Annotated in this window: 40 protein-coding genes, 1 rRNA gene and 1 pseudogene; 35 read left to right on the top strand and 7 right to left on the bottom strand. The window is 45.4% G+C overall.

Going from position 1 to position 24,837, the window contains the following annotated elements; translation table 11 throughout:
- From tuf to rplQ, 29 genes and pseudogenes are all read left to right on the top strand, one after another.
- Window positions 1-199: pseudogene (gene tuf, locus L5M37_RS23310) on the top strand (elongation factor Tu); the annotation flags it as partial.
- A 334-nt stretch (window positions 200-533) separates the two neighbouring features.
- On the top strand, window positions 534-845 hold the full coding sequence (gene rpsJ / locus L5M37_RS23305; protein WP_006083601.1) for a 30S ribosomal protein S10: 312 nt from the start codon (window positions 534-536) through the stop codon (window positions 843-845).
- Window positions 846-875: 30 nt separating this feature from the next.
- Complete coding sequence (gene rplC / locus L5M37_RS23300; protein ID WP_006083600.1) at window positions 876-1,514, top strand: 50S ribosomal protein L3; 639 nt, start codon at window positions 876-878, stop codon at window positions 1,512-1,514.
- Between the two features lie 17 nt (window positions 1,515-1,531).
- Window positions 1,532-2,137 (top strand): 50S ribosomal protein L4, encoded by a 606-nt coding sequence (rplD, locus tag L5M37_RS23295; protein ID WP_113941598.1) that lies wholly within the window; start codon window positions 1,532-1,534, stop codon window positions 2,135-2,137.
- Window positions 2,137-2,439 carry a 50S ribosomal protein L23 gene (gene rplW, locus L5M37_RS23290; protein WP_025008843.1) on the top strand — a complete coding sequence of 101 codons (303 nt, stop codon included), beginning with the start codon at window positions 2,137-2,139 and terminating at the stop codon, window positions 2,437-2,439. Before rplD ends, rplW begins: the two co-directional genes overlap by 1 nt.
- A gap of 16 nt (window positions 2,440-2,455) precedes the next feature.
- Window positions 2,456-3,280, top strand: coding sequence for a 50S ribosomal protein L2 (rplB, locus tag L5M37_RS23285; RefSeq protein ID WP_006083597.1), 825 nt, complete (start codon window positions 2,456-2,458; stop codon window positions 3,278-3,280).
- Between the two features lie 14 nt (window positions 3,281-3,294).
- Window positions 3,295-3,573 (top strand): 30S ribosomal protein S19, encoded by a 279-nt coding sequence (rpsS, locus tag L5M37_RS23280; protein ID WP_006083596.1) that lies wholly within the window; start codon window positions 3,295-3,297, stop codon window positions 3,571-3,573.
- 15 nt (window positions 3,574-3,588) lie between these two features.
- The gene (gene rplV / locus L5M37_RS23275; protein WP_006083595.1) at window positions 3,589-3,921 is read left to right on the top strand and encodes a 50S ribosomal protein L22; all 333 of its coding nucleotides are present in this window, start codon (window positions 3,589-3,591) and stop codon (window positions 3,919-3,921) included.
- A 9-nt stretch (window positions 3,922-3,930) separates the two neighbouring features.
- Window positions 3,931-4,623: a 30S ribosomal protein S3 gene (rpsC, locus tag L5M37_RS23270; protein WP_006083594.1), complete on the top strand. Its 693-nt coding sequence runs from the start codon at window positions 3,931-3,933 to the stop codon at window positions 4,621-4,623.
- Window positions 4,624-4,634: 11 nt separating this feature from the next.
- Window positions 4,635-5,045 carry a 50S ribosomal protein L16 gene (gene rplP / locus L5M37_RS23265; protein ID WP_006083593.1) on the top strand — a complete coding sequence of 137 codons (411 nt, stop codon included), beginning with the start codon at window positions 4,635-4,637 and terminating at the stop codon, window positions 5,043-5,045.
- A complete protein-coding gene (gene rpmC, locus L5M37_RS23260; protein WP_006083592.1) occupies window positions 5,045-5,236 on the top strand; it encodes a 50S ribosomal protein L29 in 192 nt (63 codons plus the stop codon). Before rplP ends, rpmC begins: the two co-directional genes overlap by 1 nt.
- The gene (gene rpsQ, locus L5M37_RS23255) at window positions 5,236-5,484 is read left to right on the top strand and encodes a 30S ribosomal protein S17 (RefSeq protein ID WP_006083591.1); all 249 of its coding nucleotides are present in this window, start codon (window positions 5,236-5,238) and stop codon (window positions 5,482-5,484) included. The genes rpmC and rpsQ overlap by 1 nt, the downstream gene beginning before the upstream one ends.
- A 180-nt stretch (window positions 5,485-5,664) precedes the next feature.
- Window positions 5,665-6,033, top strand: coding sequence for a 50S ribosomal protein L14 (gene rplN / locus L5M37_RS23250; protein ID WP_006083590.1), 369 nt, complete (start codon window positions 5,665-5,667; stop codon window positions 6,031-6,033).
- An 11-nt stretch (window positions 6,034-6,044) separates the two neighbouring features.
- A complete protein-coding gene (rplX, locus tag L5M37_RS23245) occupies window positions 6,045-6,359 on the top strand; it encodes a 50S ribosomal protein L24 (protein WP_006083589.1) in 315 nt (104 codons plus the stop codon).
- 12 nt (window positions 6,360-6,371) lie between these two features.
- The gene (rplE, locus tag L5M37_RS23240; protein WP_006083588.1) at window positions 6,372-6,911 is read left to right on the top strand and encodes a 50S ribosomal protein L5; all 540 of its coding nucleotides are present in this window, start codon (window positions 6,372-6,374) and stop codon (window positions 6,909-6,911) included.
- Window positions 6,912-6,921: 10 nt separating this feature from the next.
- A complete protein-coding gene (gene rpsN / locus L5M37_RS23235) occupies window positions 6,922-7,227 on the top strand; it encodes a 30S ribosomal protein S14 (RefSeq protein WP_006083587.1) in 306 nt (101 codons plus the stop codon).
- A gap of 24 nt (window positions 7,228-7,251) precedes the next feature.
- Window positions 7,252-7,644 carry a 30S ribosomal protein S8 gene (gene rpsH, locus L5M37_RS23230; protein WP_006083586.1) on the top strand — a complete coding sequence of 131 codons (393 nt, stop codon included), beginning with the start codon at window positions 7,252-7,254 and terminating at the stop codon, window positions 7,642-7,644.
- Window positions 7,645-7,654: 10 nt separating this feature from the next.
- Window positions 7,655-8,188, top strand: coding sequence for a 50S ribosomal protein L6 (gene rplF, locus L5M37_RS23225; RefSeq protein ID WP_105251036.1), 534 nt, complete (start codon window positions 7,655-7,657; stop codon window positions 8,186-8,188).
- Between the two features lie 10 nt (window positions 8,189-8,198).
- Entirely contained in the window at window positions 8,199-8,549 is a 351-nt protein-coding gene (gene rplR / locus L5M37_RS23220) for a 50S ribosomal protein L18 (protein WP_006083584.1), read from the top strand.
- An 11-nt stretch (window positions 8,550-8,560) separates the two neighbouring features.
- The gene (gene rpsE / locus L5M37_RS23215; protein WP_006083583.1) at window positions 8,561-9,064 is read left to right on the top strand and encodes a 30S ribosomal protein S5; all 504 of its coding nucleotides are present in this window, start codon (window positions 8,561-8,563) and stop codon (window positions 9,062-9,064) included.
- Window positions 9,065-9,070: 6 nt separating this feature from the next.
- Complete coding sequence (gene rpmD / locus L5M37_RS23210; RefSeq protein ID WP_006083582.1) at window positions 9,071-9,253, top strand: 50S ribosomal protein L30; 183 nt, start codon at window positions 9,071-9,073, stop codon at window positions 9,251-9,253.
- 3 nt (window positions 9,254-9,256) lie between these two features.
- The gene (gene rplO, locus L5M37_RS23205; RefSeq protein ID WP_006083581.1) at window positions 9,257-9,691 is read left to right on the top strand and encodes a 50S ribosomal protein L15; all 435 of its coding nucleotides are present in this window, start codon (window positions 9,257-9,259) and stop codon (window positions 9,689-9,691) included.
- A gap of 7 nt (window positions 9,692-9,698) precedes the next feature.
- Complete coding sequence (gene secY / locus L5M37_RS23200) at window positions 9,699-11,039, top strand: preprotein translocase subunit SecY (protein WP_007644459.1); 1,341 nt, start codon at window positions 9,699-9,701, stop codon at window positions 11,037-11,039.
- A 21-nt stretch (window positions 11,040-11,060) separates the two neighbouring features.
- Window positions 11,061-11,174: a 50S ribosomal protein L36 gene (gene rpmJ, locus L5M37_RS23195; protein WP_006083579.1), complete on the top strand. Its 114-nt coding sequence runs from the start codon at window positions 11,061-11,063 to the stop codon at window positions 11,172-11,174.
- A gap of 117 nt (window positions 11,175-11,291) precedes the next feature.
- Window positions 11,292-11,648: a 30S ribosomal protein S13 gene (gene rpsM / locus L5M37_RS23190; RefSeq protein ID WP_011787581.1), complete on the top strand. Its 357-nt coding sequence runs from the start codon at window positions 11,292-11,294 to the stop codon at window positions 11,646-11,648.
- A gap of 15 nt (window positions 11,649-11,663) precedes the next feature.
- Window positions 11,664-12,056, top strand: a complete 393-nt coding sequence (rpsK, locus tag L5M37_RS23185) for a 30S ribosomal protein S11 (protein ID WP_006083577.1) — start codon at window positions 11,664-11,666, stop codon at window positions 12,054-12,056.
- Window positions 12,057-12,088: 32 nt separating this feature from the next.
- Window positions 12,089-12,709, top strand: a complete 621-nt coding sequence (gene rpsD / locus L5M37_RS23180) for a 30S ribosomal protein S4 (RefSeq protein ID WP_006083575.1) — start codon at window positions 12,089-12,091, stop codon at window positions 12,707-12,709.
- Between the two features lie 24 nt (window positions 12,710-12,733).
- Window positions 12,734-13,723, top strand: coding sequence for a DNA-directed RNA polymerase subunit alpha (locus L5M37_RS23175; protein WP_006083574.1), 990 nt, complete (start codon window positions 12,734-12,736; stop codon window positions 13,721-13,723).
- A gap of 40 nt (window positions 13,724-13,763) precedes the next feature.
- Window positions 13,764-14,159 (top strand): 50S ribosomal protein L17, encoded by a 396-nt coding sequence (gene rplQ, locus L5M37_RS23170; RefSeq protein WP_006083573.1) that lies wholly within the window; start codon window positions 13,764-13,766, stop codon window positions 14,157-14,159.
- Between the two features lie 57 nt (window positions 14,160-14,216).
- Here rplQ and L5M37_RS23165 read toward each other — a convergent pair whose 3' ends face one another.
- From L5M37_RS23165 to ccmA, 6 genes are all read right to left on the bottom strand, one after another.
- Complete coding sequence (locus tag L5M37_RS23165) at window positions 14,217-15,167, bottom strand: ABC transporter substrate-binding protein (RefSeq protein WP_263201890.1); 951 nt, start codon at window positions 15,165-15,167, stop codon at window positions 14,217-14,219.
- Between the two features lie 196 nt (window positions 15,168-15,363).
- Window positions 15,364-15,852 carry a cytochrome c maturation protein CcmE gene (gene ccmE / locus L5M37_RS23160; RefSeq protein ID WP_105251038.1) on the bottom strand — a complete coding sequence of 163 codons (489 nt, stop codon included), beginning with the start codon at window positions 15,850-15,852 and terminating at the stop codon, window positions 15,364-15,366.
- Complete coding sequence (gene ccmD, locus L5M37_RS23155; RefSeq protein WP_105253042.1) at window positions 15,849-16,049, bottom strand: heme exporter protein CcmD; 201 nt, start codon at window positions 16,047-16,049, stop codon at window positions 15,849-15,851. The genes ccmE and ccmD overlap by 4 nt, the downstream gene beginning before the upstream one ends.
- Window positions 16,049-16,795 carry a heme ABC transporter permease gene (locus L5M37_RS23150; protein ID WP_105251039.1) on the bottom strand — a complete coding sequence of 249 codons (747 nt, stop codon included), beginning with the start codon at window positions 16,793-16,795 and terminating at the stop codon, window positions 16,049-16,051. The genes ccmD and L5M37_RS23150 overlap by 1 nt, the downstream gene beginning before the upstream one ends.
- A 1-nt stretch (window position 16,796) precedes the next feature.
- Window positions 16,797-17,483, bottom strand: a complete 687-nt coding sequence (gene ccmB / locus L5M37_RS23145) for a heme exporter protein CcmB (protein WP_006079706.1) — start codon at window positions 17,481-17,483, stop codon at window positions 16,797-16,799.
- An 11-nt stretch (window positions 17,484-17,494) separates the two neighbouring features.
- A complete protein-coding gene (ccmA, locus tag L5M37_RS23140) occupies window positions 17,495-18,145 on the bottom strand; it encodes a cytochrome c biogenesis heme-transporting ATPase CcmA (protein ID WP_131525727.1) in 651 nt (216 codons plus the stop codon).
- A gap of 318 nt (window positions 18,146-18,463) precedes the next feature.
- Between ccmA and L5M37_RS23135 the strand changes: the two genes are divergently transcribed.
- The gene (locus tag L5M37_RS23135) at window positions 18,464-18,763 is read left to right on the top strand and encodes a c-type cytochrome (RefSeq protein WP_105251041.1); all 300 of its coding nucleotides are present in this window, start codon (window positions 18,464-18,466) and stop codon (window positions 18,761-18,763) included.
- A 61-nt stretch (window positions 18,764-18,824) separates the two neighbouring features.
- On the opposite strand, the gene ccmI is transcribed toward L5M37_RS23135, so the two are convergent.
- Entirely contained in the window at window positions 18,825-20,075 is a 1,251-nt protein-coding gene (gene ccmI, locus L5M37_RS23130; protein ID WP_168827730.1) for a c-type cytochrome biogenesis protein CcmI, read from the bottom strand.
- A gap of 400 nt (window positions 20,076-20,475) precedes the next feature.
- Between ccmI and L5M37_RS23125 the strand changes: the two genes are divergently transcribed.
- From L5M37_RS23125 to L5M37_RS23105, 5 genes are all read left to right on the top strand, one after another.
- Complete coding sequence (locus L5M37_RS23125) at window positions 20,476-22,455, top strand: heme lyase CcmF/NrfE family subunit (RefSeq protein ID WP_113941594.1); 1,980 nt, start codon at window positions 20,476-20,478, stop codon at window positions 22,453-22,455.
- 11 nt (window positions 22,456-22,466) lie between these two features.
- On the top strand, window positions 22,467-23,021 hold the full coding sequence (locus tag L5M37_RS23120; RefSeq protein WP_105251044.1) for a DsbE family thiol:disulfide interchange protein: 555 nt from the start codon (window positions 22,467-22,469) through the stop codon (window positions 23,019-23,021).
- Window positions 23,018-23,497, top strand: a complete 480-nt coding sequence (nrfF, locus tag L5M37_RS23115) for a heme lyase NrfEFG subunit NrfF (protein ID WP_105251045.1) — start codon at window positions 23,018-23,020, stop codon at window positions 23,495-23,497. Before L5M37_RS23120 ends, nrfF begins: the two co-directional genes overlap by 4 nt.
- Complete coding sequence (locus L5M37_RS23110) at window positions 23,494-24,081, top strand: TlpA family protein disulfide reductase (RefSeq protein WP_263170165.1); 588 nt, start codon at window positions 23,494-23,496, stop codon at window positions 24,079-24,081. The genes nrfF and L5M37_RS23110 overlap by 4 nt, the downstream gene beginning before the upstream one ends.
- Before the next feature lie 533 nt (window positions 24,082-24,614).
- Window positions 24,615-24,837 (top strand): 16S ribosomal RNA (locus L5M37_RS23105); the annotation flags it as partial.

The raw sequence follows: 24,837 nt of genomic DNA, 5'->3' as shown, positions 1-24,837 counted from the left end.
ACAGTTCTACTTCCGTACAACTGACGTAACCGGTACTATCGAACTGCCAGAAGGCGTAGAGATGGTAATGCCTGGCGACAACATCAAAATGGTAGTGACTCTGATTTGCCCAATCGCGATGGACGAAGGTTTACGCTTCGCAATCCGTGAAGGTGGTCGTACAGTTGGTGCTGGTGTAGTAGCTAAAATCATCGCTTAATTGCGATAGAAATTAGTTTGAAAAGGAAGCTTCGGCTTCCTTTTTTGTTTGAGGGCTGGTTTTATTCACAAATTTGTGTAAAATGCTCGCCACTCTGAAGTTAAATAGTTATTTGATGACTATTTACACAGCGGGCTTGATATCCGGATTTAGATAGGTATAATGGCCCCCTCGTCGACTTAGGTTGACGAATTAAATGATTAGTCGCTGAAGTTAATCATTATCATAGCGGCTCCGATTGGGAGTCGAACGGTTAAATCATCTCGCTCTGCTTTTCTATATTGAAGAAGCTAGAGGGTGATTTTTTATATGTCCATTTTAGGAGCTCTGGTCAATGCAGAACCAAAGAATCCGTATCCGCTTAAAGGGATTTGATCATCGCTTAATTGATCAGTCTACAGCGGAAATCGTTGAAACTGCTAAGCGTACAGGCGCGCAGGTTCGTGGTCCAATTCCACTACCTACTCGCAAAGAGCGTTATACCATTTTGATCTCTCCGCACGTTAATAAAGATGCTCGTGACCAGTACGAATTACGTACACACAAGCGCCTGGTTGACATCGTAGAGCCAACTGAAAAGACTGTTGACGCGTTAATGCGTTTAGATCTTGCGGCTGGTGTCGACGTACAGATTAGCTTGGGTTAATTGAGATCCTAGTAAGAAGAGGTTTGAGAGATGGCTATCGGTCTTATTGGTCGTAAAGTTGGTATGACTCGCATCTTCACTGAAGATGGTGTTTCAATACCAGTTACTGTAATTGAAGTTGCAGGCAACCGTGTTACTCAAGTGAAAACTTTAGAAACTGACGGCTACCGTGCACTTCAAGTTACAACTGGCACCAAAAAAGCCAATCGCATCACTAAACCAGAAGCAGGTCACTTTGCCAAGAGCGGCGTTGAAGCCGGTCGTGGTTTGTGGGAAATGCGTTTGGTAGACGGTGAAGGCGAGGGCATTGAAGTTGGTGCTGAGCTAAATGTTGATATTTTCGCAGACGTAGCGAAAGTTGATGTTACTGGTCAATCAAAAGGTAAAGGCTTCCAAGGCGGCGTTAAGCGTTGGAACTTCCGTACTCAAGATATGACTCACGGTAACTCTTTGTCGCACCGCTCGAATGGTTCTATCGGTCAGAACCAAACGCCTGGTCGCGTATTCAAAGGCAAAAAAATGTCAGGCCATATGGGTGCCGAGCGTGTTACTACTCAAAATCTAGTTGTTGTTCGTGTAGATGTTGAGCGTAACCTGCTACTAGTCCGTGGCGCTGTTCCTGGCGCTACCAATGGCGACTTGATTATCAAGCCTGCCGTTAAAGCTTAAGGTCTGAGGAGATAGTAATGGAATTGGTATTGAAAGACGCGCAAAGCGCTCTTGAAGTTTCCGAAACTACCTTCGGCCGTGACTTTAACGAGGCACTGGTTCATCAGGTAGTTGTAGCATACGCTGCAAACGCGCGTCAGGGCACTCGTGCTCAAAAGACTCGTGCGGAAGTAACTGGCTCAGGCAAAAAGCCTTGGCGCCAAAAAGGAACTGGCCGTGCTCGTGCTGGTTCTGTTAAAGGCCCAATCTGGCGTGGCGGTGGCGTAACATTCGCTGCTAAAACCCAAGATCACAGCCAAAAAGTTAACAAAAAGATGTACCGCGGCGCGCTGAGAAGCATTCTGTCTGAATTGGTACGTCAAGAGCGTTTGGTTATTGTTGAATCTTTCGGTGTTGAAGCTCCTAAAACTAAAGAGCTGAAAGCTAAATTGAAAGCAATGAACCTTGAAGACGTTCTGATTGTGACTGCAGAAGTTGATGAGAACTTATTCTTAGCAGCTCGTAACCTGTACAAGGTTGACGTTCGTGATGTAGCGGGTCTAGACCCAGTGAGTCTGATCGCCTTCAACACTGTGCTTGTGACTGCTGACGCAGTGAAGCAAATCGAGGAGATGCTAGCATGATGATCCGCGAAGAACGTTTGCTAAAAGTTATTCTCGCTCCACATATCTCTGAAAAGAGCACTGTGAACGCTGAGAAGCACAACACTGTTGTTTTCCGCGTAGCTATCGATGCAACTAAAGCTGAAATTAAAGCTGCTGTTGCCAAGCTATTTGAAGTTGAAGTTGATTCAGTTCGCACTTTAGTGAGCAAAGGCAAAACTAAACGCACTGGTGGCCGTACTGGTCGTCGTAGCGATTGGAAAAAAGCCTATGTGACTCTAGCTGCTGGTGCTGACATCGATTTCGTCGGCGGCGCTGAGTAAGCAAAGGAGAATTATCATGGCAGTTATTAAGTGTAAGCCAACCTCTCCAGGTCGTCGCCACGTAGTTAAAGTGGTGAACACTGACCTGCACAAGGGTAAACCTTTTGCTGGCTTGTTGGCGAAAAAATCTAAAAGTGGTGGCCGTAACAATACTGGCCGTATCACTGTCCGTCACGTAGGTGGTGGTCATAAGCAGCATTATCGTCTAATCGACTTCAAACGCGATAAAGATGGTATCCCTGCAAAGATTGAGCGTCTGGAATACGATCCAAACCGTACTGCTAACATCGCGTTAGTATTGTATGCGGATGGTGAGCGTCGTTATATTCTTGCTGCCAAAGGCATGCAAGCTGGCGATAAGATCCAGTCTGGTGTTGCTGCCGAGATCAAAACCGGTAACGCTATGCCACTGCGCAACATCCCAGTAGGTTCTGTAGTTCACGCAGTTGAAATGAAGCCTGGTAAAGGTGCTCAGATCGCTCGTTCTGCAGGTGCTTATGTACAAGTTGTTGCTCGTGATGGCGCATATGCCACTCTACGTCTTCGCTCTGGCGAAATGCGTAAAGTGCCAGTTGATTGCCGCGCGACATTTGGTGAAGTTGGTAATGCCGAACACATGCTACGCCAGTTAGGTAAAGCAGGTGCTAAGCGCTGGAGAGGCATACGTCCTACAGTGCGTGGTGTTGCAATGAACCCAGTAGACCATCCACACGGTGGTGGTGAAGGCCGTACTTCTGGTGGTCGTCACCCAGTGACTCCATGGGGTGTGCCAACTAAGGGTTATAAAACTCGTAGTAACAAGCGCACTGACAAGTACATCGTACGTCGTCGTAATAAATAGTAAGAGGATTCGCCATGCCACGTTCTCTCAAGAAAGGTCCCTTCATTGACCTGCACTTGCTGAAGAAGGTAGAGAAAGCGATGGAAGCCGGTGACAAAAAGCCTATTAAGACTTGGTCACGTCGCTCTATGATCATTCCAAATATGATTGGTTTGACCATCGCTGTCCATAATGGTCGTCAGCACGTTCCTGTGTTCGTAACTGACGAAATGATCGGCCACAAACTTGGTGAATTTTCACCAACTCGCACTTATCGCGGCCATGCTGCAGATAAGAAAGCGAAGAAGCGTTAATACGGGAGGAATAAGATGGAAGTTTTAGCTAAACATCGTTTTGCCCGTACGTCTGCGCAGAAGGCCCGTCTGGTTGCTGATCAAATTCGTGGATTGCCTGTTGCTAAGGCCCTCGAAATTTTGACTTTCAGCCCCAAGAAAGCCGCCGTACTGGTTAAAAAAGTACTTGACTCAGCTATCGCAAACGCCGAACACAACGAAGGCGCGGATATTGATGAGCTTAAAGTCGGAGCCGTCTTCGTAGATGAAGGCCCAACTATGAAGCGTATCATGCCACGTGCTAAAGGCCGCGCTGATCGTATCATGAAGCGTACCAGCCACATTACTGTGGTTGTATCAGATCGCTAGGAGAGAGCAATGGGACAGAAAGTACATCCTAATGGTATCCGTCTGGGTATCACCAAGCCTTGGATCTCTACCTGGTACGCAGATAAATCAGATTACGCAAGTAACCTGAACAGCGACTGGGAAGTGCGTAAGTTTCTTGTAGAGAAATTACAAGCTGCTTCAGTATCTAAGATTGTTATCGAGCGTCCAGCGAAAAGCATCCGCGTTACCATTCACACTGCCCGTCCAGGTGTTGTGATCGGTAAGAAAGGTGAAGACGTTGAAGTATTGCGTGCTGCAGTGTCAAAACTTGCTGGCACTCCTGCTCAAATTAACATCGCTGAGATCCGTAAACCTGAGCTAGATGCCAAGTTAGTTGCTGACTCTATTGCACAGCAATTAGAGCGTCGCGTAATGTTCCGTCGTGCTATGAAGCGCGCAGTTCAAAACGCAATGCGTATTGGTGCTCAAGGTATCAAAGTACAAGTTAGTGGCCGTTTAGGCGGAGCTGAGATTGCGCGCGATGAGTGGTATCGTGAAGGTCGTGTACCTTTACATACTTTGCGTGCTGATATCGACTATTCTACATCTGAAAGTCACACCCAATACGGTGTGATTGGCGTTAAAGTTTGGATCTTCAAAGGTGAAGTTCTAGACGGAATGCTGCCACAGATTGAAGAGCCGAAGCAGCAGCAACCTAAGCGCAAGCCTCGTGGTAAATAGGAGAGCCGGCAATGCTGCAACCTAAACGTATGAAGTTTCGCAAGATGTTCAAAGGCCGCAACCGCGGTCTAGCGAACGGTACCGAAGTTAGCTTTGGTACTTTTGGTCTGAAAGCAGTCGGCCGTGGCCGTTTAACTGCACGTCAGATCGAATCTGCACGTCGTGCCATGACACGTCACATTAAGCGTCAGGGACAAATTTGGATTCGAGTTTTCCCGGACAAGCCGATTACCTCTAAGCCTCTTGAAGTGCGTATGGGTAAAGGTAAAGGTAACGTTGAATACTGGGTATGTCAGATTCAACCTGGTAAGGTTCTTTATGAGATGAATGGTGTTTCTGAAGTGATCGCTCGTGAAGCGTTTGCTTTGGCTGCTGCCAAGCTTCCAATTAAGACTACCTTCGTAACTAAGACGGTGATGTAATGAAAGCGAGCGAACTGAGAGAAAAGAGCGTTGAAGAACTGAACGCTGAACTACTTGGTCTGCTGCGTGAGCAGTTCAACCTGCGTATGCAACACGCCACTGGTCAGTTGACTCAGACTAATCAACTGAAATTGGTGCGCCGTAACATTGCGCGCGTTAAGACCATTATTACTTCTAAGGCGGGTGCATAATGTCTGATAAAATCCGTACTTTGCAGGGTCGTGTAACTAGCAACAAAATGGACAAGTCCATTACTGTTGCTATCGAACGCCAAGTGAAACACCCAATTTATGGGAAATACATTAAGCGTACGACAAAGATCCATGCACATGACGAAACGAATCAGTGCAATGAAGGCGATTTAGTAGCGATTCGCGAATGTCGTCCTTTGTCTAAGACTAAGTCTTGGACCCTGGTTGAAGTAGTATCAAAGGCCTAAGTTAATTAGGTATTTAGGTAAACGGCTCCAGAATGTGGGGCCGTTTGTTTTTTAATACTATACATTCCACTTTTATGGTGTTATATTTGCGCGCCATTTTTGACTAAATTAATAGCAAAAATGAGTGTTTTTATTGTCCCATAGTGGGAATTGTGTAGTAACGATAGCGGAGCACTTAAAATGATCCAAATGCAATCGACTCTTGACGTTGCTTGTAACAGCGGCGCACGCAGAGTTCAGTGTATTAAGGTCTTGGGTGGCTCTCATCGTCGTTATGCCGGTATCGGCGACATCATCAAAGTTTCTGTTAAAGAAGCGATTCCTCGCGCTAAAGCGAAGAAAGGCGATGTGTATAACGCGGTGGTAGTCCGTACTAAGAAAGGCGTACGTCGTCCAGACGGTTCTGTCATTCGCTTCGATCGGAATGCAGCTGTTCTTTTGAACAACAACCTGCAGCCGATTGGTACTCGTATCTTTGGACCAGTGACACGTGAATTGCGTAATGAGCAATTTATGAAAATTGTCTCGCTGGCACCAGAAGTACTGTAAGGAGCTTCAAAATGGCAGCTAAAATACGTCGTGAAGACGAAGTGATTGTATTAGCAGGTAAAGACAAGGGTAAACGTGCAAAAGTTTCTCAAGTCCTTCCTACTGGTAAATTGATTGTTGAAGGCATCAATCTTGTCAAAAAACACCAAAAGCCAAACCCACAATTGGGCGTAGCTGGCGGTATTGTTGAGAAAGAAGCACCGATACAAGCATCAAATGTAGCGATTTTCAACTCTGCCACTGGCAAAGCTGATCGCGTTGGTTTCCGCTTTGAAGACGGCAAAAAAGTTCGTTTCTTCAAATCGAACAGTGAACTCGTTAAGTAATTGGAGTAAACGATGGCGAAACTGCATGATAAATACCAAGAGACTGTTGTCGCTGAACTTGCTAAAAAGTTCGGTTATACCAGTGTCATGCAAGTCCCTCGGATTGAGAAAATCACCCTGAACATGGGTGTTGGCGAAGCTGTTGCAGACAAGAAAATCATGGACCATGCTGTCCGTGATATGACTGCAATCGCTGGTCAAAAGCCAGTTGTGACTGTAGCTCGTAAGTCAGTTGCTGGTTTTAAAATCCGTGAAGGCTACCCTATTGGCTGTAAAGTGACCCTACGCGGTGAGCGTATGTGGGAATTCTTAGAGCGTTTAGTCGATATCGCAATCCCACGTATTCGTGACTTCCGTGGCTTAAGCGCTAAAGCGTTTGACGGCCGTGGTAACTACGCAATGGGCGTGCGTGAGCAGATCATCTTCCCAGAAATCGATTACGATAAAATCGATAAGATTCGTGGTATGGATATTGTTATCACTACTACTGCGAAGAATGATGAAGAAGGTCGTGCTTTGTTAGACGCTTTTAACTTCCCATTCAAGAAATAAGGGTAGCGTAATGGCAAAAACATCAATGAAAGCACGTGAAGCTAAACGTGCACAGCTCGTGGCCAAGTACGCTGAAAAGCGTGCGGCTCTTAAGACTATCATTGCAAGTCCAGCTTCTTCTGACGAAGATCGTTGGGATGCGGTTCTTAAGCTGCAAGCTCTACCACGTGATTCCAGCGCTGCGCGTCAACGCAATCGTTGTAATCAAACTGGTCGCCCTCATGGCTTCTTACGTAAATTCGGCTTAAGCCGTATCAAATTACGTGAAGCAACCATGCGTGGTGAAGTTCCTGGCCTGCGTAAGGCCAGCTGGTAAGCACTTGTCACGGAGTAAGCTAATATGAGCATGCAAGATCCTATTGCGGATATGTTAACCCGTATTCGTAACGGCCAAGCTGCTAACCACGTATCAGTGAAGATGCCTTCAGCTAAGTTGAAAGTCGCAATTGCGAAACTACTTAAAGATGAAGGTTATATTGCTGATTACGCCGTAGCAGATGAAGCCAAGCCTGAACTGGAAGTTACTTTAAAGTATTTCCAAGGCCAACCAGTCGTTGAGACTATCCAGCGTGTAAGTCGCCCTGGTCTTCGTATTTACAAAGGTAAAAACGAACTTCCAAAGGTGATGGGCGGTCTGGGTGTCGCAATTGTGTCCACTTCTAAAGGCTTGATGACTGATCGTGCCGCCCGCCTTGCAGGCATGGGTGGCGAGGTTATCTGCTACGTAGCTTAAGGAGCTAGGAATGTCTCGTGTAGCAAAAGCACCAGTATCTATTCCAGCTGGCGTAGAGGTGACCTTGAACGAACAGACCCTTACCGTCAAAGGCGGAAAAGGTAGTCTGACTCGAGTGATCAACAATGCGGTCAATGTTGTTATTGAAGCCGGCGTAGTTAAGTTCCTCCCTGTTGAAGGCGTTGTTAACGCTTGGGCACAGGCTGGTACAACTCGTGCATTAGTAAACAACATGGTTGTTGGTGTATCTCAAGGTTTTGAGCGTAAGTTAAAGTTAGTTGGCGTTGGTTACCGTGCGAAACTCGTCGGTGCTGATATTGACCTTACTTTAGGTTTCTCTCATCCGTTAGTACACAAACTGCCCGCAGGCGTTACTGCAGAGTGCCCTAGCCAAACTGACATCGTCCTACGTGGCGTTGATAAACAGTTAATTGGCCAAGTCGCTGCTGAGATTCGCGGATACCGTCCACCAGAGCCATACAAAGGCAAAGGTGTTCGCTATGACGACGAAGTAGTACGCCGTAAAGAGGCTAAGAAGAAGTAGGTAACGCGATATGGATAAGAAAACATCTCGCTTACGTCGCGCTACTCGCGCTCGTAAGAAGATCCAAGAGCTGGGCGTGAACCGTCTGGTTGTACATCGTACACCGCGTCACATTTATGCTCAGGTGATCAATCCTGAAGCTCAGGTGTTGGCAGCTGCTTCAACCGTAGAAAAAGCGGTTAAAGAGCTACTGAAGAGTACCGGTAACGTAGACGCAGCGAAAGCAGTAGGTAAATTTGTTGCTGAGCGCGCGATCGAAAAAGGCGTAACTTCAGTTGCGTTCGATCGTTCTGGTTTCAAGTATCACGGTCGTGTAGCTGCTTTAGCAGATGCAGCTCGTGAAGCTGGCCTGAAGTTCTAAGGGGTTATAAAATGGCTAAATTAGAAGCTCAGCAAAAAGACGATCTGCAAGAGAAATTAATTGCAGTTAATCGTGTTTCTAAAGTAGTTAAGGGCGGTCGTATCTTTAGCTTCACAGCACTGACAGTAGTGGGTGACGGTAACGGTAAGATTGGCTATGGCTATGGCAAAGCACGTGAAGTTCCAGCCGCGATTCAAAAAGCGATGGAAAAAGCTCGTCGTAACATTGTGACCGTTGAGTTGAATGCAGGTACTCTGCATCACCCAGTTAAAGGTCGTCATACTGGTTCTCTTGTGTACATGCAACCTGCATCACAAGGTACTGGTATTATTGCCGGTGGCGCAATGCGTGCCGTATTGGAAGTAGCAGGCGTGCATAACGTTCTGTCAAAAGCATACGGTTCTACTAACCCGATCAACATCGTTCGCGCGACTGTCGATGCTTTGGTGCACATGAAGTCACCTTCGCAAATCGCAGCTAAGCGTGGCCTGAATGTTGACGAAATTCGGGGGTAATGCACCATGGCAACTAAAACTGTAAAAGTTACTCAAACTAAAAGCGGTATCGGTCGTTTACCGAAGCACCGTGCAACCCTAACGGGTCTTGGTTTGCGTCGCATTGGTCATACTGTTGAATTAGAAGATACTCCTTCTGTTCGCGGTATGATCAACAAGGTCTACTACATGGTTAAGGTGGAGGATTAATAGATGCGTTTAAATACTCTATCTCCAGCTGCAGGCTCTAAGCATGCACCAAAGCGTGTAGGCCGTGGTATGGGCTCAGGTCTAGGTAAAACAGCGGGTCGTGGTCATAAAGGCCAAAAGTCTCGCTCTGGTGGCGGTGTACGCCCAGGATTCGAAGGTGGTCAAATGCCACTGAAAATCCGTTTACCTAAATTTGGTTTTACCTCGCGTCGCGCTATGGTAACAGCTGAAGTTCGTGTACTCGAACTGGCAAAAGTTAACGGTGATGTTATCGACTTAAACGCTCTGAAAGATGCGAACGTAATAACTCGCAACATCCAGTTTGCGAAAATTGTTCTTTCAGGTACCATTGAGCGCCCTGTGACTGTTAAAGGTCTGAAGGTAACCAAAGGTGCACGTGCAGCTATTGAAGCTGCCGGCGGTAAGATCGAGGAATAATACGTCGATGGCAAAACCAGGACTTGATTTAAAAAGCGCGAAAGGTGGACTTTCAGAATTGAAAGCTCGCCTCCTGTTCGTGATTGGTGCGATTATCGTCTTTAGAGCCGGTTCGTTTGTGCCAATTCCTGGTATTGACGCAGCTGTATTAGCAGAGCTGTTTGCTCAGCAAAGTGGAACCATCCTTGGCATGTTTAACATGTTCTCGGGTGGTGCCCTTGAGCGTGCCTCTATCTTTGCATTAGGTATTATGCCGTACATTTCGGCATCGATTATCATGCAACTGTTGACTGTCGTACATCCTGCACTCGCTGAATTGAAAAAGGAAGGCGAATCAGGACGTAAGAAAATCAGTCAATATACCAGATGGGGTACCTTAGTGCTGGGTACATTCCAGTCGGTCGGTATTGCAACCGGGTTACCAAATTTAGTGCCAGGCCTTGTGGTCAACATTGGATTTGGATTCTACTTTGTTGCGGTTGTGAGCTTAGTAACAGGAACTATGTTCCTTATGTGGCTAGGTGAGCAAATTACCGAACGTGGTATAGGTAATGGTATCTCGATTTTGATTTTCGCAGGTATTGTTGCTGGATTACCTTCCGCTATCGGCCAAACGGCTGAGCAGGCGCGTCAAGGTGACTTGAATGTGTTAGTATTGTTGTTGCTCGCGGTAATTGTGTTTGCAGTGACTTATTTTGTAGTGTTTGTGGAACGTGGTCAGCGTCGTATCGTCGTTAACTATGCCAAGCGTCAGCAAGGCCGTAAGGTGTTCGCTGCGCAAAGTACCCATCTACCGCTGAAAATAAACATGGCAGGTGTTATTCCGCCAATTTTTGCGTCAAGCATCATTTTGTTTCCTGGAACACTGGCTCAGTGGTTCGGTCAAAATGAGTCCATGTCATGGTTAAGTGATTTTTCACTTGCTGTGTCACCTGGCCAACCGCTTTACTCATTATTATATGCAACAGCGATTATCTTTTTCTGTTTCTTCTATACTGCGTTGGTGTTTAACCCACGTGAAACAGCAGATAACTTGAAGAAGAGTGGTGCATTCATCCCTGGGATCCGTCCTGGAGAACAGACTTCGCGTTACATTGATAAAGTTATGACCCGTTTGACATTGGCAGGCGCGTTATACATAACCTTTATCTGCTTAATTCCGGAGTTCATGTTAATTGCGTGGAAAGTACAGTTTTATTTCGGCGGTACTTCACTACTAATTATGGTAGTCGTAATCATGGACTTCATGGCTCAGGTTCAGACGCATATGATGTCTCATCAGTATGAGTCTGTGATGAAGAAAGCTAACCTAGTTAACAAAGCGAATTTAGATCGCTTTGGTCGCTAAGTAGCTTTACGGAGTGATGAAATGAAAGTTCGAGCTTCCGTGAAGAAGATCTGCCGTAACTGCAAGATCGTCAAGCGTAGTGGCGTTGTACGCGTTATCTGTGTTGAACCAAAACACAAACAGCGTCAAGGCTAAAAAGTAATTTGTTCAGCCCATGAATTGGGCTGAACAAAATTTTGTTTGCAAATCTGTCGACTGTCGAGTATCCTTTCGGGCTTTTCGCAGTTGGCCTTTAACTTTAAGGAGTGCATAGTGGCCCGTATCGCTGGCATTAACATTCCTGATCAAAAGCATACAGTCATCGCATTGACTGCAATTTTCGGCATCGGCCGTACTCGCGCTAGAGCAATCTGCGCGGCTACAGCAATCGCTGAAACTGCTAAGATCAAGGAATTGAGCGAAGCTCAAATAGACACACTACGCGAAGAAGTCGCCAAATACCTAGTAGAAGGTGACTTACGTCGTGAGATTTCAATGAACATCAAGCGTCTTATGGATCTTGGTTGTTATCGTGGTCTCCGCCATCGCCGTAGCCTGCCTCTCCGTGGGCAACGTACTAAGACCAATGCGCGTACGCGTAAAGGTCCACGTAAACCTATTAGAAAGTAACGGGAAGGTAAAGCAATGGCTAAAGTTCCGTCACGTTCTCCGCGTAAGCGCGTACGTAAACAGGTTGCAGATGGCATGGCTCATATCCATGCTTCTTTCAACAACACTATTGTCACCATTACAGATCGTCAAGGTAATGCGTTGTCATGGGCTACTTCAGGTGGTTCAGGTTTCCGTGGTTCACGTAAATCTACTCCATTTGCTGCACAGGTGGCTGCTGAGCGTGCAGGTGCTGCTGCTCAAGACTACGGTTTAAAAAACCTTGAAGTGTTTGTGAAGGGTCCAGGTCCAGGTCGTGAGTCAGCCATTCGTGCGCTGAACGCTGTTGGTTATAAAATTACCAACATTACCGATGTGACGCCGATCCCTCATAATGGTTGTCGTCCTCCTAAAAAGCGTCGTGTATAACGCCGTTTCATTAGGATAGTTGGAGAAAGATCATGGCAAGATACTTGGGTCCCAAGCTCAAGCTCAGCCGCCGAGAAGGTACAGACCTTTTCTTAAAAAGCGGTGTGAGAGCAATCGATTCAAAGTGTAAACTGGAAACTGCACCTGGACAACATGGCGCTCGTAAGCCACGTTTGTCAGAGTACGGTACTCAGTTACGCGAAAAACAAAAAGTTCGTCGTATTTACGGTGTGTTAGAAAAACAATTCCGTAACTATTACAAAGATGCTGCACGTACTAAAGGCAACACAGGTGAAAACCTGCTTCAGCTTTTAGAAACCCGTCTTGATAACGTTGTTTATCGTATGGGCTTCGGTGCAACTCGTGCAGAATCACGTCAGCTAGTAAGCCATAAATCTATTATGGTTAACGGTCGTGTTGTTAACATTCCATCATTCAAAGTGTCTGCGAATGATGTTGTGAGCATCCGCGAGAAGTCACGTACTCAAGCTCGTATTAAAGCGGCTTTAGAAGTGGCAGCTCAACGCGAGAAGCCTACATGGGTTGAAGTCGACAACGCGAAAATGGAAGGTGCTTTCAAGCGCGTTCCAGAACGTAGCGATTTGTCTGCGGAAATTAACGAACAGCTGATCGTCGAGCTTTACTCTAAGTAAGGCTAACAAACAAGAGAGGACACAATGCAGGGTTCTGTTACAGAATTTCTTAAACCGCGTCTCGTTGATATCGAGCAGGTTAACTCAACACGTGCCAAGGTTACATTGGAACCACTTGAGCGTGGTTTCGGCCACACTTTAGGTAACGCGTTGCGTCGCATCCTATTGTCGTCTATGCCCGGCTGCGCGGTTACCGAAGTCGAGATTGACGGTGTACTGCACGAATACAGCAGTAAGGAAGGCGTTCAAGAAGATATCCTTGAGATCTTGTTAAACCTGAAAGGGTTAGCAGTGACCATCGAGGGTAAAGACGAGGCTATGCTTACGTTGAGCAAGTCCGGCGCAGGCCCTGTCATCGCAGCAGATATCACGCATGATGGTGATGTCACTATCGTGAATCCTGATCATATTATCTGTCATCTGACAGGTAACAATGATATCAGCATGCGTATTCGCGTTGAGCGTGGTCGTGGTTATGTACCAGCATCTGCTCGTGCACAGACCGAAGACGATGATCGCCCAATCGGCCGCTTGCTGGTTGATGCTTCTTTCTCGCCAGTTGCACGTATTGCCTACAATGTAGAAGCAGCACGTGTAGAACAGCGTACTGACTTAGATAAACTCGTTATTGATATGACCACAAACGGTACTATCGATCCTGAGGAAGCTATCCGTCGTTCTGCAACTATTCTGGCTGAACAGCTAGATGCGTTTGTAGAGTTACGTGACGTGACTGAGCCAGAGCTGAAAGAAGAGAAACCGGAATTCGATCCGATTCTGCTGCGTCCTGTCGACGATTTAGAGCTAACTGTACGTTCGGCTAACTGCTTGAAAGCCGAAGCGATTCATTACATCGGAGATCTGGTACAGCGCACTGAAGTTGAGTTGCTGAAAACCCCGAACTTAGGTAAGAAATCTCTTACTGAAATTAAGGATGTTTTAGCTTCTCGCGGACTGTCGTTAGGTATGCGTTTGGAAAACTGGCCTCCAGCTAGTTTAGCAGACGACCTATAAGTCTCAGGTTTGTACAGATTTAGGTTATAAGGATTAGGTCATGCGCCATCGTAAGAGTGGTCGTCAACTAAACCGTAACAGCAGTCATCGCCAAGCCATGTTTCGCAACATGGCCGGTTCACTAGTTCGTCATGAGATCATCAAGACAACTGTGGCTAAAGCGAAAGAACTGCGTCGCGTAGTTGAGCCTCTGATAACACTTGCTAAGAGTGACAGCGTTGCAAACCGTCGTTTAGCGTTTGCACGTACTCGCGACGCTGAAGTCGTTGGTAAGTTATTTACTGAGTTGGGTCCACGTTACCAGGAACGTCCTGGTGGCTATACCCGTATCCTTAAGTGCGGTTTACGTGCTGGTGATAAAGCCCCTATGGCTTACATCGAGCTAGTTGGTCGCCCAGAAGCTGCTCAAGCTGTTGATGTTGAAGCTGCTGAGTAATTAAGGTTACACTTTTAAAAAGCCGGGCATTAGCCCGGCTTTTTTATGCCTTTTTTACTATTTTACCCAAAGTGTAGTTTTCTCGATTTCTTTTGGGAGGACGATATTCCATTTAGCTAAGCCTTTCTGGCTAAACATGTATTTTCCAAGATCATCTGTTACTGGGAAAATATTTTCGGGTTTCTCGCCGCCGAGTATTTTTGTCGCCATATTCGCTGCAATCTTGCCATGATGATAGCCATCGAGAACATAGCCACCAATATTGCCTTCAGCAGAGACACTAAATCCCCAAAACCCAAAATTCGGTACCGGAGTATGTTCAGATATCCATTTTAGGAGCTGATCTGCATCTACTGAGCGATTATCTGCATCTCTAACTGTGTGGTATAGCGCCACGACTATAGCGTTATAACCCTGTTCCTTCGCGGTCAATACATTCCGCTGCCAATCCGTTAGCTGTGACAATTGCACTAAATTAACTTCGATATCGCCTAACATGCTTGAGTGTTGTTTACTGATGTATTCAGCCGCTGAGTCAGAGGTGACTCCTTGGTCGAATAGAACTAAGATTTTTCTATGCACAGTTTGCGGTAGTAAACGTTGAATGAGCAGTAGTGAACGTCGTAATAGTGGTCTCTCAATGACGCCTGTGAAGCGTTTGTGTTCATTGAGATGATATTCTCTAGGATTCATGTTCACCCCTAAATAGACTACTGGGATTAGGCTGTCATTTAGGCGCTGGTGTAAGAGATTAACCGCATTATCATCGGCGAGAATAACCAATTGAGGTGCTTGTTGTTGAATATATTTCCATGCTAAGTCAGCCCGTTCAGCAAATTGCGCTTGGGGTAAGCGTTTGGTATCCATCTCGAAATAACTAACATCGTGGTGAGGGCTGAGCGTGTCATAAATCGCTTGATAGTATTCTTGGTCCCATTGATAGCTATGATGGTAGCTTTCGATAACAACAACTTTAGCAGCAATGGCTTCCTGAGAGAGGCCTACCAAGCAGATAATTAGGAAGCTTAGAATGTGTTGCAAACTAGAGTTTAGTTGTCTTATTTGAATCATATGCAGTCTTAGGTATTGGCGCTGCCTAGAGTATAGTCCACCTTTAATTGTGCATATTGAGATAATAAAAAAGCCTCACTAGTTATTAAGCTAGGAGGCTTAGTTTGTACGCTATTGCTGTTCCATCAATAACCTACTTAGTATCTGGTGCCTTTTGCTGGCTATAATCTAACTTTTCGTGCTTTTGGCCCATGGCTTCAGCGACTTCTGGTGGCATGTAGTTTTCATCATGCTTGGCCAGTACTTCAGTTGCTTCTAGTTTGCCATCAGCACCCAGTACACCCTGAGCAACAATGCCTTGTCCTTCACGGAAAAGATCGGGCAATAGGTCGTCATAAGTGACCAGTACTTCGCCACCGAGGGAGTCATGCACTGCAAATTCGACATGTAAGCTTTTGGGATCTCGCACCATAGAACCTACCGTCACCATTCCGCCGACACGAATACGTTGGCCAATTTCAGGTTTTACGCCAGTGTCTGTCTTGCCGTGGACAATTTCAGACGGAGTATAGAATAAGTTCAAGTTGGAGTTCAGCGCATAGAGCAAAAGCGAAGTAATCGCAGCAACGCCACCGATTAATGCTACAGCTAATGTCAGTCTTTTTTTGCGTCTTGGGTTCACGATTTAGTACTCCTGGTTTCTTTTAGGCGTTCTTCTCTATCCATCTTCTTCGCGATATCAATTAACACCTTACGCTTTTGGCGTGCGCTGGTAATGATGAGCGTAGAGAGGCAGAAGAAGGTCACTCCGTAGGATAGCCATACATAGAATGCATAGCCGCCCATATTAAAAAAATCACTGATTGAATCGAATTGCATCATTTGACCTCCTCCGCTTTAGCTAGTTCACGGACCCAAGGGCGCATGCCATTTCTTGCTAAAATTTCTGCTCTAAAACGGACAATAGTGATGGCGCCAATCATAAGACCGAAGCCCAGTATGTTAATTAACAGTGGATAGAGCATTTCCGTCGACATTGTCGATTTCTCGGTAATGCGTATTGTCGACGGTTGATGTAATGAGCTCCACCATTCAACTGAGTATTTGATGATAGGAATATTGATCACACCGACGATCGCTAAGATCCCTGCTGCACGAGCTGCGAGCACTTTATCCTCAAATGAGGCATAGAGCGAGATCACACCTAGATATAGGAATAGTAATACCAGCTCAGAAGTTAAGCGTGCATCCCATACCCACCAGGCACCCCACATAGGTTTACCCCATGCTGCTCCGGTAAAGAGTGCGATAAAGGTGATCACTGCGCCAATGGGAGCAATAGATGCTGCAGCCCAGTCGGCAAGTTTTATCTGCCAAACTAGACCGATAAAGGCCGCGGTTGCCATACCCATATAAGCCGCCATTGACATAGACGCGGCAGGAACATGGATAAAGATAATACGGTAGCTATCTCCCTGCTGGTAATCCGTCGGCGCGAAGACAAGTCCCCATGTCGTGCCAACAGCAATCAATAGACCGGCTAAGATCGCAAACCATGGAAATAAAGTTCCTGATAATTTATATGCGCGTTCAGGATCCGCGTAAGGGTGTAACCATTTCCACATTTTAGTTAGTACTCACTCGCAGAGATGCACCAATTGCAAAAGGTGCTAAGGTTAACGATCCGACCAGCATAGCGCCTATTATAGCGAGCTGACCATCATAGGGTAAATTCATTCCTGCCGCGTCTATAGCACTCGTTGCAAAAATGAGTACTGGGATATATAGGGGCAAAATAAGTAAGCTGAGTAACACGCCGCCTTTCCTTAGACCGACGGTTAATGCCACACCAATAGCACCTAACAGCGACAATACTGGCGTGCCTAGCGCAAGCGTTGAAATTAACGCACCGTAGCTGTTGCCGTCTAGATTGAGTAATACCGCTAACAGTGGTGCGATAATAATCAGTGGCACACCTGTTAAAATCCAGTGGGCTAACACTTTAGCTAATACGAGAATGGCTAATGGCTGTGGGCTTAATAGCATTTGTTCTAAGCTACCATCACTAAAGTCGGCTTTGAAAAGCCTTTCAAGTGACAACATTGATGCTAATAATGCGGCTACCCAAATTATCCCCGGTGCCACACGTGCTAACATTTGCGGCTCTGGTCCAATTCCCAGCGGAAACAAGGTAACGACCATAATAAAAAATAGCAGTGGGTTAAAAATGTCGCCGCGGTGGCGAATAGCAATTTTAAGATCTCGCTGCAGCAAGGTGAAAAATGCTTGGGTAAAACTGATGCCTCTTTTCATTGAGCCTGACCTTATATGAAGCGATAATCGAGACGAATTTTACGAAGCCTATCATCTGTGATAATGCCCATATCTTGGTGAGTTGTGAGGATCACACAACCACCATTATCCGCATGCTGAATAAATAACTGCTCCAGTTCTTCGACGCCTTTTTTATCAATTGCAGTAAAAGGTTCGTCAAGGATCCAAATTTTACAGTTGCTATGCCACAATCTTGATAGCGCTGTTCTGCGATGCTGGCCTGCGGATAAATGCCCCGCGAGAGCTTCTTCAAAGCCCGTTAAATTGACTTTGGCTAAAATCTCTGACGTATCAAAGTCATCATAACCACTGATTCTTAAATTGAAATTAAGGTTTTCTTCGGCAGTCAGCTCGCATTTCACGCCAGCTAAATGGCCTAAATACAAGAGGTCTTCATTGTATTCATCGCGGCAACGGTTTATGTCTTCATTAATGTAAAAAGTTTGTCCGGCATAGGGGCGAGAAAGGCCCGCCAATATGCGTAATAAACTGGTCTTTCCTGCGCCGTTAGGGCCTTCAATCTGAACAATGTCACCGGCATTTATATCAAAACTTAACTCATCAAAAAGGATACGTTCTTCGCGGATACAGGTCAGCTTGCTGGCTGACACTAATGTGGTTTCTTTAGTTATATTTGTCACTGAACCCTCTATCTCAAGCCGGAAGGAAACACAAGTCATTCTAACACAAACGTTATTGGGGGTTTACTCTTGGTTTGCACTAGATGTCAGCAATATGATGTGGTTCCAATAACCGCAATATTTATCGAACTTTTTTACGACTTGCTAATATATTAACGAATTTGTCATCCTTGTCGCCTGATTCATTTTGTGTTGAGATTCTAATCACAAAAAGATGAGATTTCTTGAAGTTTGTAGTAATCTTAGTCGGCTATAATGAGTCTGCCTAAGTAAGGGCGGCGCCGAGCTTTGTACGTATTTGCATTAGGAACATTGAACATGAAAAAACTGTTAGCAATGACTGCTGTCGCTGCTTTGACTATGTCAGTTAACGCTTCAGCTCAAGATGCTGAGGCTATTTATAATAAGGCATGTACCGTATGCCACAGCATGGGTGTTGCTGGTGCTCCAAAAGTGCACAACGCTGCAGAATGGGAACCACGCTTAGCTAAGGGTGTTGACGCTCTAGTGAAGAGTGTGAAAACCGGTCTGAATGCTATGCCACCAGGCGGTATGTGTACTGATTGTACTGATGATGATTACAAAGCTGCTATCAAATTTATGTCTACAGCTAAGTAATTCTTCAGATATAAAAAAACCGGCGAAAGCCGGTTTTTTTATATCTGCAATTAACTGCGATTTATTGCACTTGAGTATCAAGTACTAGGTTCGCTGTATCGCCTACGGCGACTTTACTGATCTTGCCTTGAATATCACCCGTTTGCGGTTTGATATTACCTTGTTTAGATAGTACAGCAATCACTTCCACATTGGCTGCATCGCTTAACTTTACATCACCACCCATACCGCTGCTGTCATCTAATGTCACTGTAATCGGGAAAGACTTAGCACTGACTTTGGTTGCAGCTAATGGGACTTTAGGTCCTTCAGTTGCACGGGCAAAGATGAAAATGGTGTCTTCTGGACTGGCTTTAGCCGCAAGTTCTGCAGAGATAGATATAGTGACATTGACAGATTTAGCACTCGCTTTGACTTGCTTATGTGCATCATCATTTGGCATGCCAGCGGTTTCCGACTGCATGCGTAAGTTAGCGGTTTCGATTGCATTCATAAGAGCTGCACGATCAACGTCGGCACGACCGCTATCTAAAATCGTTTGCCAAGAGGTGATGGCTTTCTTGTAGTCAGCAGTAAAGAAAGCATCCATACCCACGAGCAGTAGCGTTGAAGGATCTTGGGCATCCATAGCTAAGGACTCATCGATAAGAGCTTGGATTTGCGGTGTCATTTGTTGACCCGCTTTGTAATACATCGCCGTTGCTTTTGGACCGAGCAATTCTGCATGCTTTCCGACTAATTCGATTACTTTATCGAAAGCCGCAATCGCTTTATCATATTGGTTTGCTGATACATAAGCATGACCTAAGCTAAACCACAGTTGGCTGTTTTCTGGCTCGGCTTTAACTTGAGCTTCCATCATCTGCACGCGTTGCATCATGATTTGAGCCGTATCCATTCCTGCATGTGGATTCGCAGGTTGTTGAGCACTATCAATATTCTCGAAGGCACCTAAGTGTTGATAGAGATAGCCTGAGATGACAATCAAACAAACTGACATGATCGACGGCCACAGAATCGTCTTTGGCTTTATTTGGTTGACCAGTGAATCGTCGTTCGCTTGTTTGATGTCTTGGAGTAGACTGATTTCCAGTTCTTTCTTCAATGCATCAAATTCGGCTTGATCGAGTAGCTCTTCACTTAATTCTTTTTCAAGAACGCCTAAGCGCTCATTGAACAATTCAAGGTTCGTTTGTTTACGAACTCCAGCTTCTTCCGTTTTCAGCAATTTTTGCTGTCTGAAGTGCGGGATCCAAATCAGCATCAGGCCGACTAACATAACAAGCGCAATAAAAATCCAAAATGTCGTCATTGTTTCTATATTCACTTTAGTTTGCAGAAAGCGGAGTAACCGCTAGGCTTGGAAGCAAGATTATACGTAAAGATTGTTCATTGAACAGTAATATAAGGTAATCCCAGTGCTGAAAGCTTATAGTTGGGCACTGGTTCACAAATTGATTCTTCTTGTAAATTTTGTATGAAACTTAAGTGTCATTTGTCGGTCACATGCAGAACTGAGCCTCTTCCGTGACTTTCATCGACCTCTAAAATTGAGAATGAGACAAGTAACCCAGTTTTGTACGAAAGAGGCAGACAGGAACAATAGCAAATACTAAAATGAGCAAAATTTCGTGCATTTGCGTGAATAGCATGTTGTGCGTTGAGATAGAGTCTTTCTAAATCAACATATTATTGAAGACTGAGGAAAACCCATGATCCCAGAACTTGGACACTTTGCGTTGATAATAGGGGTGGCTTTTGCCTTCTTATTAATCAGCGTCCCCCTAATAGGTGTTGCCAGAAAAGACCAATACCTTGTTAGGTACGCTTGGCCATTAACGTACGGAATGTTCTTTTTTATTACCTTATCTGTTGTCGTGCTGGCTTATAGTTTTGCCGTCGATGATTTCTCGGTCGCCTATGTGGCACATCATTCAAATTCTCAGTTACCTATCTTCTTTAAGATCTCGGCCGTATGGGGCGGTCATGAAGGGTCACTGTTATTTTGGGTGTTTGCTTTATCAACTTGGGCGGCTGCGGTTGCCTTGTTTAGCAAAGGTTTAGAAGAAGTGTTTACTGCCCGTGTGCTGGCAGTATTGGCTCTTATTGTGATTGGCTTTAGTTTGTTTATGCTACTCACATCTAGCCCATTTGAACGTTTATTCCCGATCCCAGCCGAAGGTCGTGACTTAAATCCAATGCTGCAGGACGTGGGATTAATCTTCCATCCTCCTATGTTGTACTTGGGTTATGTGGGCTTCTCTGTAAGCTTTGCATTTGCGATTGCTGCGCTGATGAGCGGCCGTCTCGATTCTGCATGGGCTCGTTGGACTCGTCCATGGACATTGGCTGCTTGGACCTTCCTTACGGGCGGTATCGCACTAGGATCTTGGTGGGCTTATTATGAATTAGGCTGGGGCGGTTGGTGGTTCTGGGATCCTGTTGAGAACGCCTCTTTTATGCCTTGGTTAGTGGGTACTGCGCTTGTTCACTCTTTGATTGTGACTGAGAAACGCGGCGCCTTCCGTAACTGGACTGTATTACTGTCTATTTTTGCTTTCTCTTTAAGTTTGCTTGGTACCTTTATTGTTCGCTCAGGTGTATTAACCTCAGTGCATTCATTCGCAGCCGATCCAAGCCGCGGTATGTTCATTCTGTTGTTACTTGGTTTAGCGGTTGGCGGTTCATTAACACTGTTTGCTTTACGTGCTAGTGAAATGAGTAGTCCAGCCCGTTTCGAACTTAAGTCTAAAGAAACTATGCTCTTAGTGTGTAATGTGCTACTGACGGTTGCCGCAGGTACGGTACTATTGGGTACATTATATCCATTGCTCATCGACGCGCTTGGCATGGGTAAAATCTCTGTTGGACCCCCATACTTTAATGCGGTGTTCGTGCCTATCGTATTAGTGCTATTTGGCTTTATGGGTATTGGTCCAATTATTCGTTGGAAAAAATCGAAAGCGGGCGAGCTTAAGCGTCAGCTATTGATCCCAGCAATGATTGCTGCTGCTATCGGTATTGTGACTCCTTTTATCGTCGATGGTGCATTCAATATTTGGGTTGCCTTTGGTATTGCTGCCGCGGCTTGGATTATTCTGGCTACCGCAAGAGCGGCCTATAACATGGTCAAGTCGAAAGAAGGTGATATCAGCATCAGCCGCATGGGCCGTAGTCAGCTTGGTATGATCTTTGCGCATCTCGGTATTGCCGTTTCTGTGATTGGTGCCACTATGGTGTCAAATTACTCGATTGAGAAAAGTGTTCGTATGGGACCTGGTGTAAGCCAAGAACTTGCCGGTTATACTTTTAAGTATCTCGAGACCAAAAACGTAGTGGGTCCTAACTACACTGCACAGCAGGGACAGATAGAGATCTACAAGGGCGATGAGCTACTGACATTACTAAAACCAGATCGTCGTCAATATAATGTGCGAACTATGGATATGACAGAAGCCGGTATTGACTGGGGTCTATTCCGTGACTTGTACGTAACTATGGGTGACCCTATTACCAGCACTGAATTTGCGGTTCGTTTAAACTATAAGCCGTTCGTGCGTTGGTTGTGGTTTGGGGCAATTTTCATGATGATAGGTGGATTCTTCGCTGCATCGGATAAACGTTACCGTGCGAAAGTCACTGCAGCCGTCGCGCCTTTGGCCGAAAAGGCAAAATTGGCAACGGCTCAATAATTGGGGAATGTATGAAGAAGTTGGTTCTGTTTATCCCATTGGTCATATTTCTCGCCATGGGGGTGTTTCTCTATAAAGGGTTATTTCTGAATCCGCAGCAATTGGATTCAGCACTGGAAGGGAAGCCTATTCCGGCTTTCCAACTGGAACGACTAGAAACACCGGCTGAGATCATAACGAATGAGCAATTAAAAGGTAAGGTATCATTACTTAACGTATGGGCGACGTGGTGTCCATCTTGTAAATATGAGCATCCTTTCTTAGTGATGCTAAAACGTAAAAATCTTCTGCCAATTTACGGGATCAACTATCGTGATGAGCGTGTTCCTGCGTTAGAAGAGTTAAAACGTCAGGGCGATCCCTACAACGTTAATATTTATGATAAAGATGGGCGTTTAGGATTAGATCTTGGCGTTTATGGTGCTCCAGAGAGTTTTATTGTTGATCACAACGGTATTATCCGTTTCCGTTATGCAGGTCCAATTGACCAACGTGTATGGAGTGAAACCCTTTACCCTATGATCCAACAATTACAAGCTGAAGCAGCGAAGGATGGCGCAGCATGAGAACGCTGATAAAAATCATAGGTGGTCTAGTGCTGATGTTCAGCATGACGACCGCTGTCATGGCAACACCAGTTGATACTTACGAATTCAAGTCACCTGAAAATCAAAAGCGCGGTTTGTCTTTGGCCCATGAACTACGTTGTCCACAGTGTCAAAACCAAAATTTGATTGACTCCAATTCACCCGTTGCTCGAGATCTGCGTCTTGAGGTATTCAAGATGGTTGACGAAGGAAAAGGGGATGATGAGATCATCGAGTTTATGACCAGTCGTTATGGTGAGTTTGTTCTCTATAAACCTAAGATGGAAACCAAGACCTACATTCTCTGGTTAGGTCCTATTGGTTTATTACTTCTGGGTCTAGTGATTGGATTTATCTTCATTCGTAAGCAACGTATTGGCGGTAATGTGCCGAACGAAATTAGCGCAGAAGATCAGCGCGAGTTAGATACCTTGCTAAAGCGCAATACAAAATGAAGCATAAAGTCATAACGGCATTCATGTTGTCATCCATTCTTTCGGTATTTGTTGCTGGGGTCGCGCATGCGTACCCTGGTATGCAGCAAACGGCTAAACCGATGGAATCAACGGTTGATTTGATCAATGTACTGCCAAAGACTTTTCCTATTGAGCCTGTTGCCTTTAATGATGTCGATGGTAAAGCTATCGACTTCAGCCAATTTAAAGGCAAGATCATTATGGTTAACATATGGGCGACTTGGTGTCCGCCATGTGTCAGAGAGTTGCCTGCAATCGAAAGGTTAGCAACTAAGTTCAAGACTGAAGATTTTGTCGTACTGCCTATCTCTATTGATGCAGAAGGTAAGCAGCAGGTTCAGCCGTTCTTAAGTTCATTGGGTATGGCGAATTTTAACTCTTACTACGATCAACCACAAAGTCTTGGGAACGTTTTTCCGCTCGACACGATTCCTGCGACCTTTATTCTTGATCAACAGGGTCAATTAATTGCCTTTGTTCGATCCTATGTTGATTGGGATGACGTAAAAGCCGTCTCGTTAATCCAAGGTTTTATCGATAAAGGCAGCAAAAAGCCCAATTAATGGGCACTTTGCATGTAAAATAATCGCCATTGTTTAAAAGATCGCCATGCGATCTTTTTTCATTTAAAAAGCCCTTGCACAAAAAGTTTCACTGCCTATAATGCGCATCCACTGACACGGCAGACAGCGAAAGCTAGCTGACGAGTTAGGTTGAATTAAGCAGGTTACTCTCCGTTGAGAATGGCACTTAATTCAATCGCAGCAAGAAGTTGTAAAAAACTCCTTGACGCGAAACGGGAAATGCGTAGAATACGCAGCCCTAGCCAACTGGAAGCGTTCGACGCTCAGTGTGGTACTCACCTTCTCTTATGAGGTTGAGTTGCTCTTTAACAAGATAAAACAAGAAATCTGTGTGGACACTCACAGGTGTTGAGTTAATCGAAACTGCTTAACCTTCGGGTTGGCAGTCAAAAATTTAAATCAATGTAACAATGAGTGTTCATAGYAATATGTACAGTTTGTTTCTTTAGCGAGAAACAAAAAATCAGAATTCATTGAGCCGCTGAMGTCGCAAGACGGAAGCAACAAAACTTTAATTGAAGAGTTTGATCATGGCTCAGATTGAACGCTGGCGGCAGGCCTAACACATGCAAGTCGAGCGGCAGCACAAGGGAGTTTACTCCTGAGGTGGCGAGCGGCGGACGGGTGAGTAATGCCTAGGGATCTGCCCAGTCGAGGGGGATAACAGTTGGAAACGACTGCTAATACCGCATACGCCCTACGGGGGAAAGGAGGGGACCTTCGGGCCTTCCGCGA

Source organism: Shewanella sp. SM69 (assembly GCF_025653985.1).
GTDB classification, from domain to species: domain Bacteria; phylum Pseudomonadota; class Gammaproteobacteria; order Enterobacterales; family Shewanellaceae; genus Shewanella; species Shewanella oncorhynchi.
The sequence above is the reverse complement of the archived record's forward strand: the minus strand, read 5'-3'. Positions and strand labels throughout refer to the sequence as shown.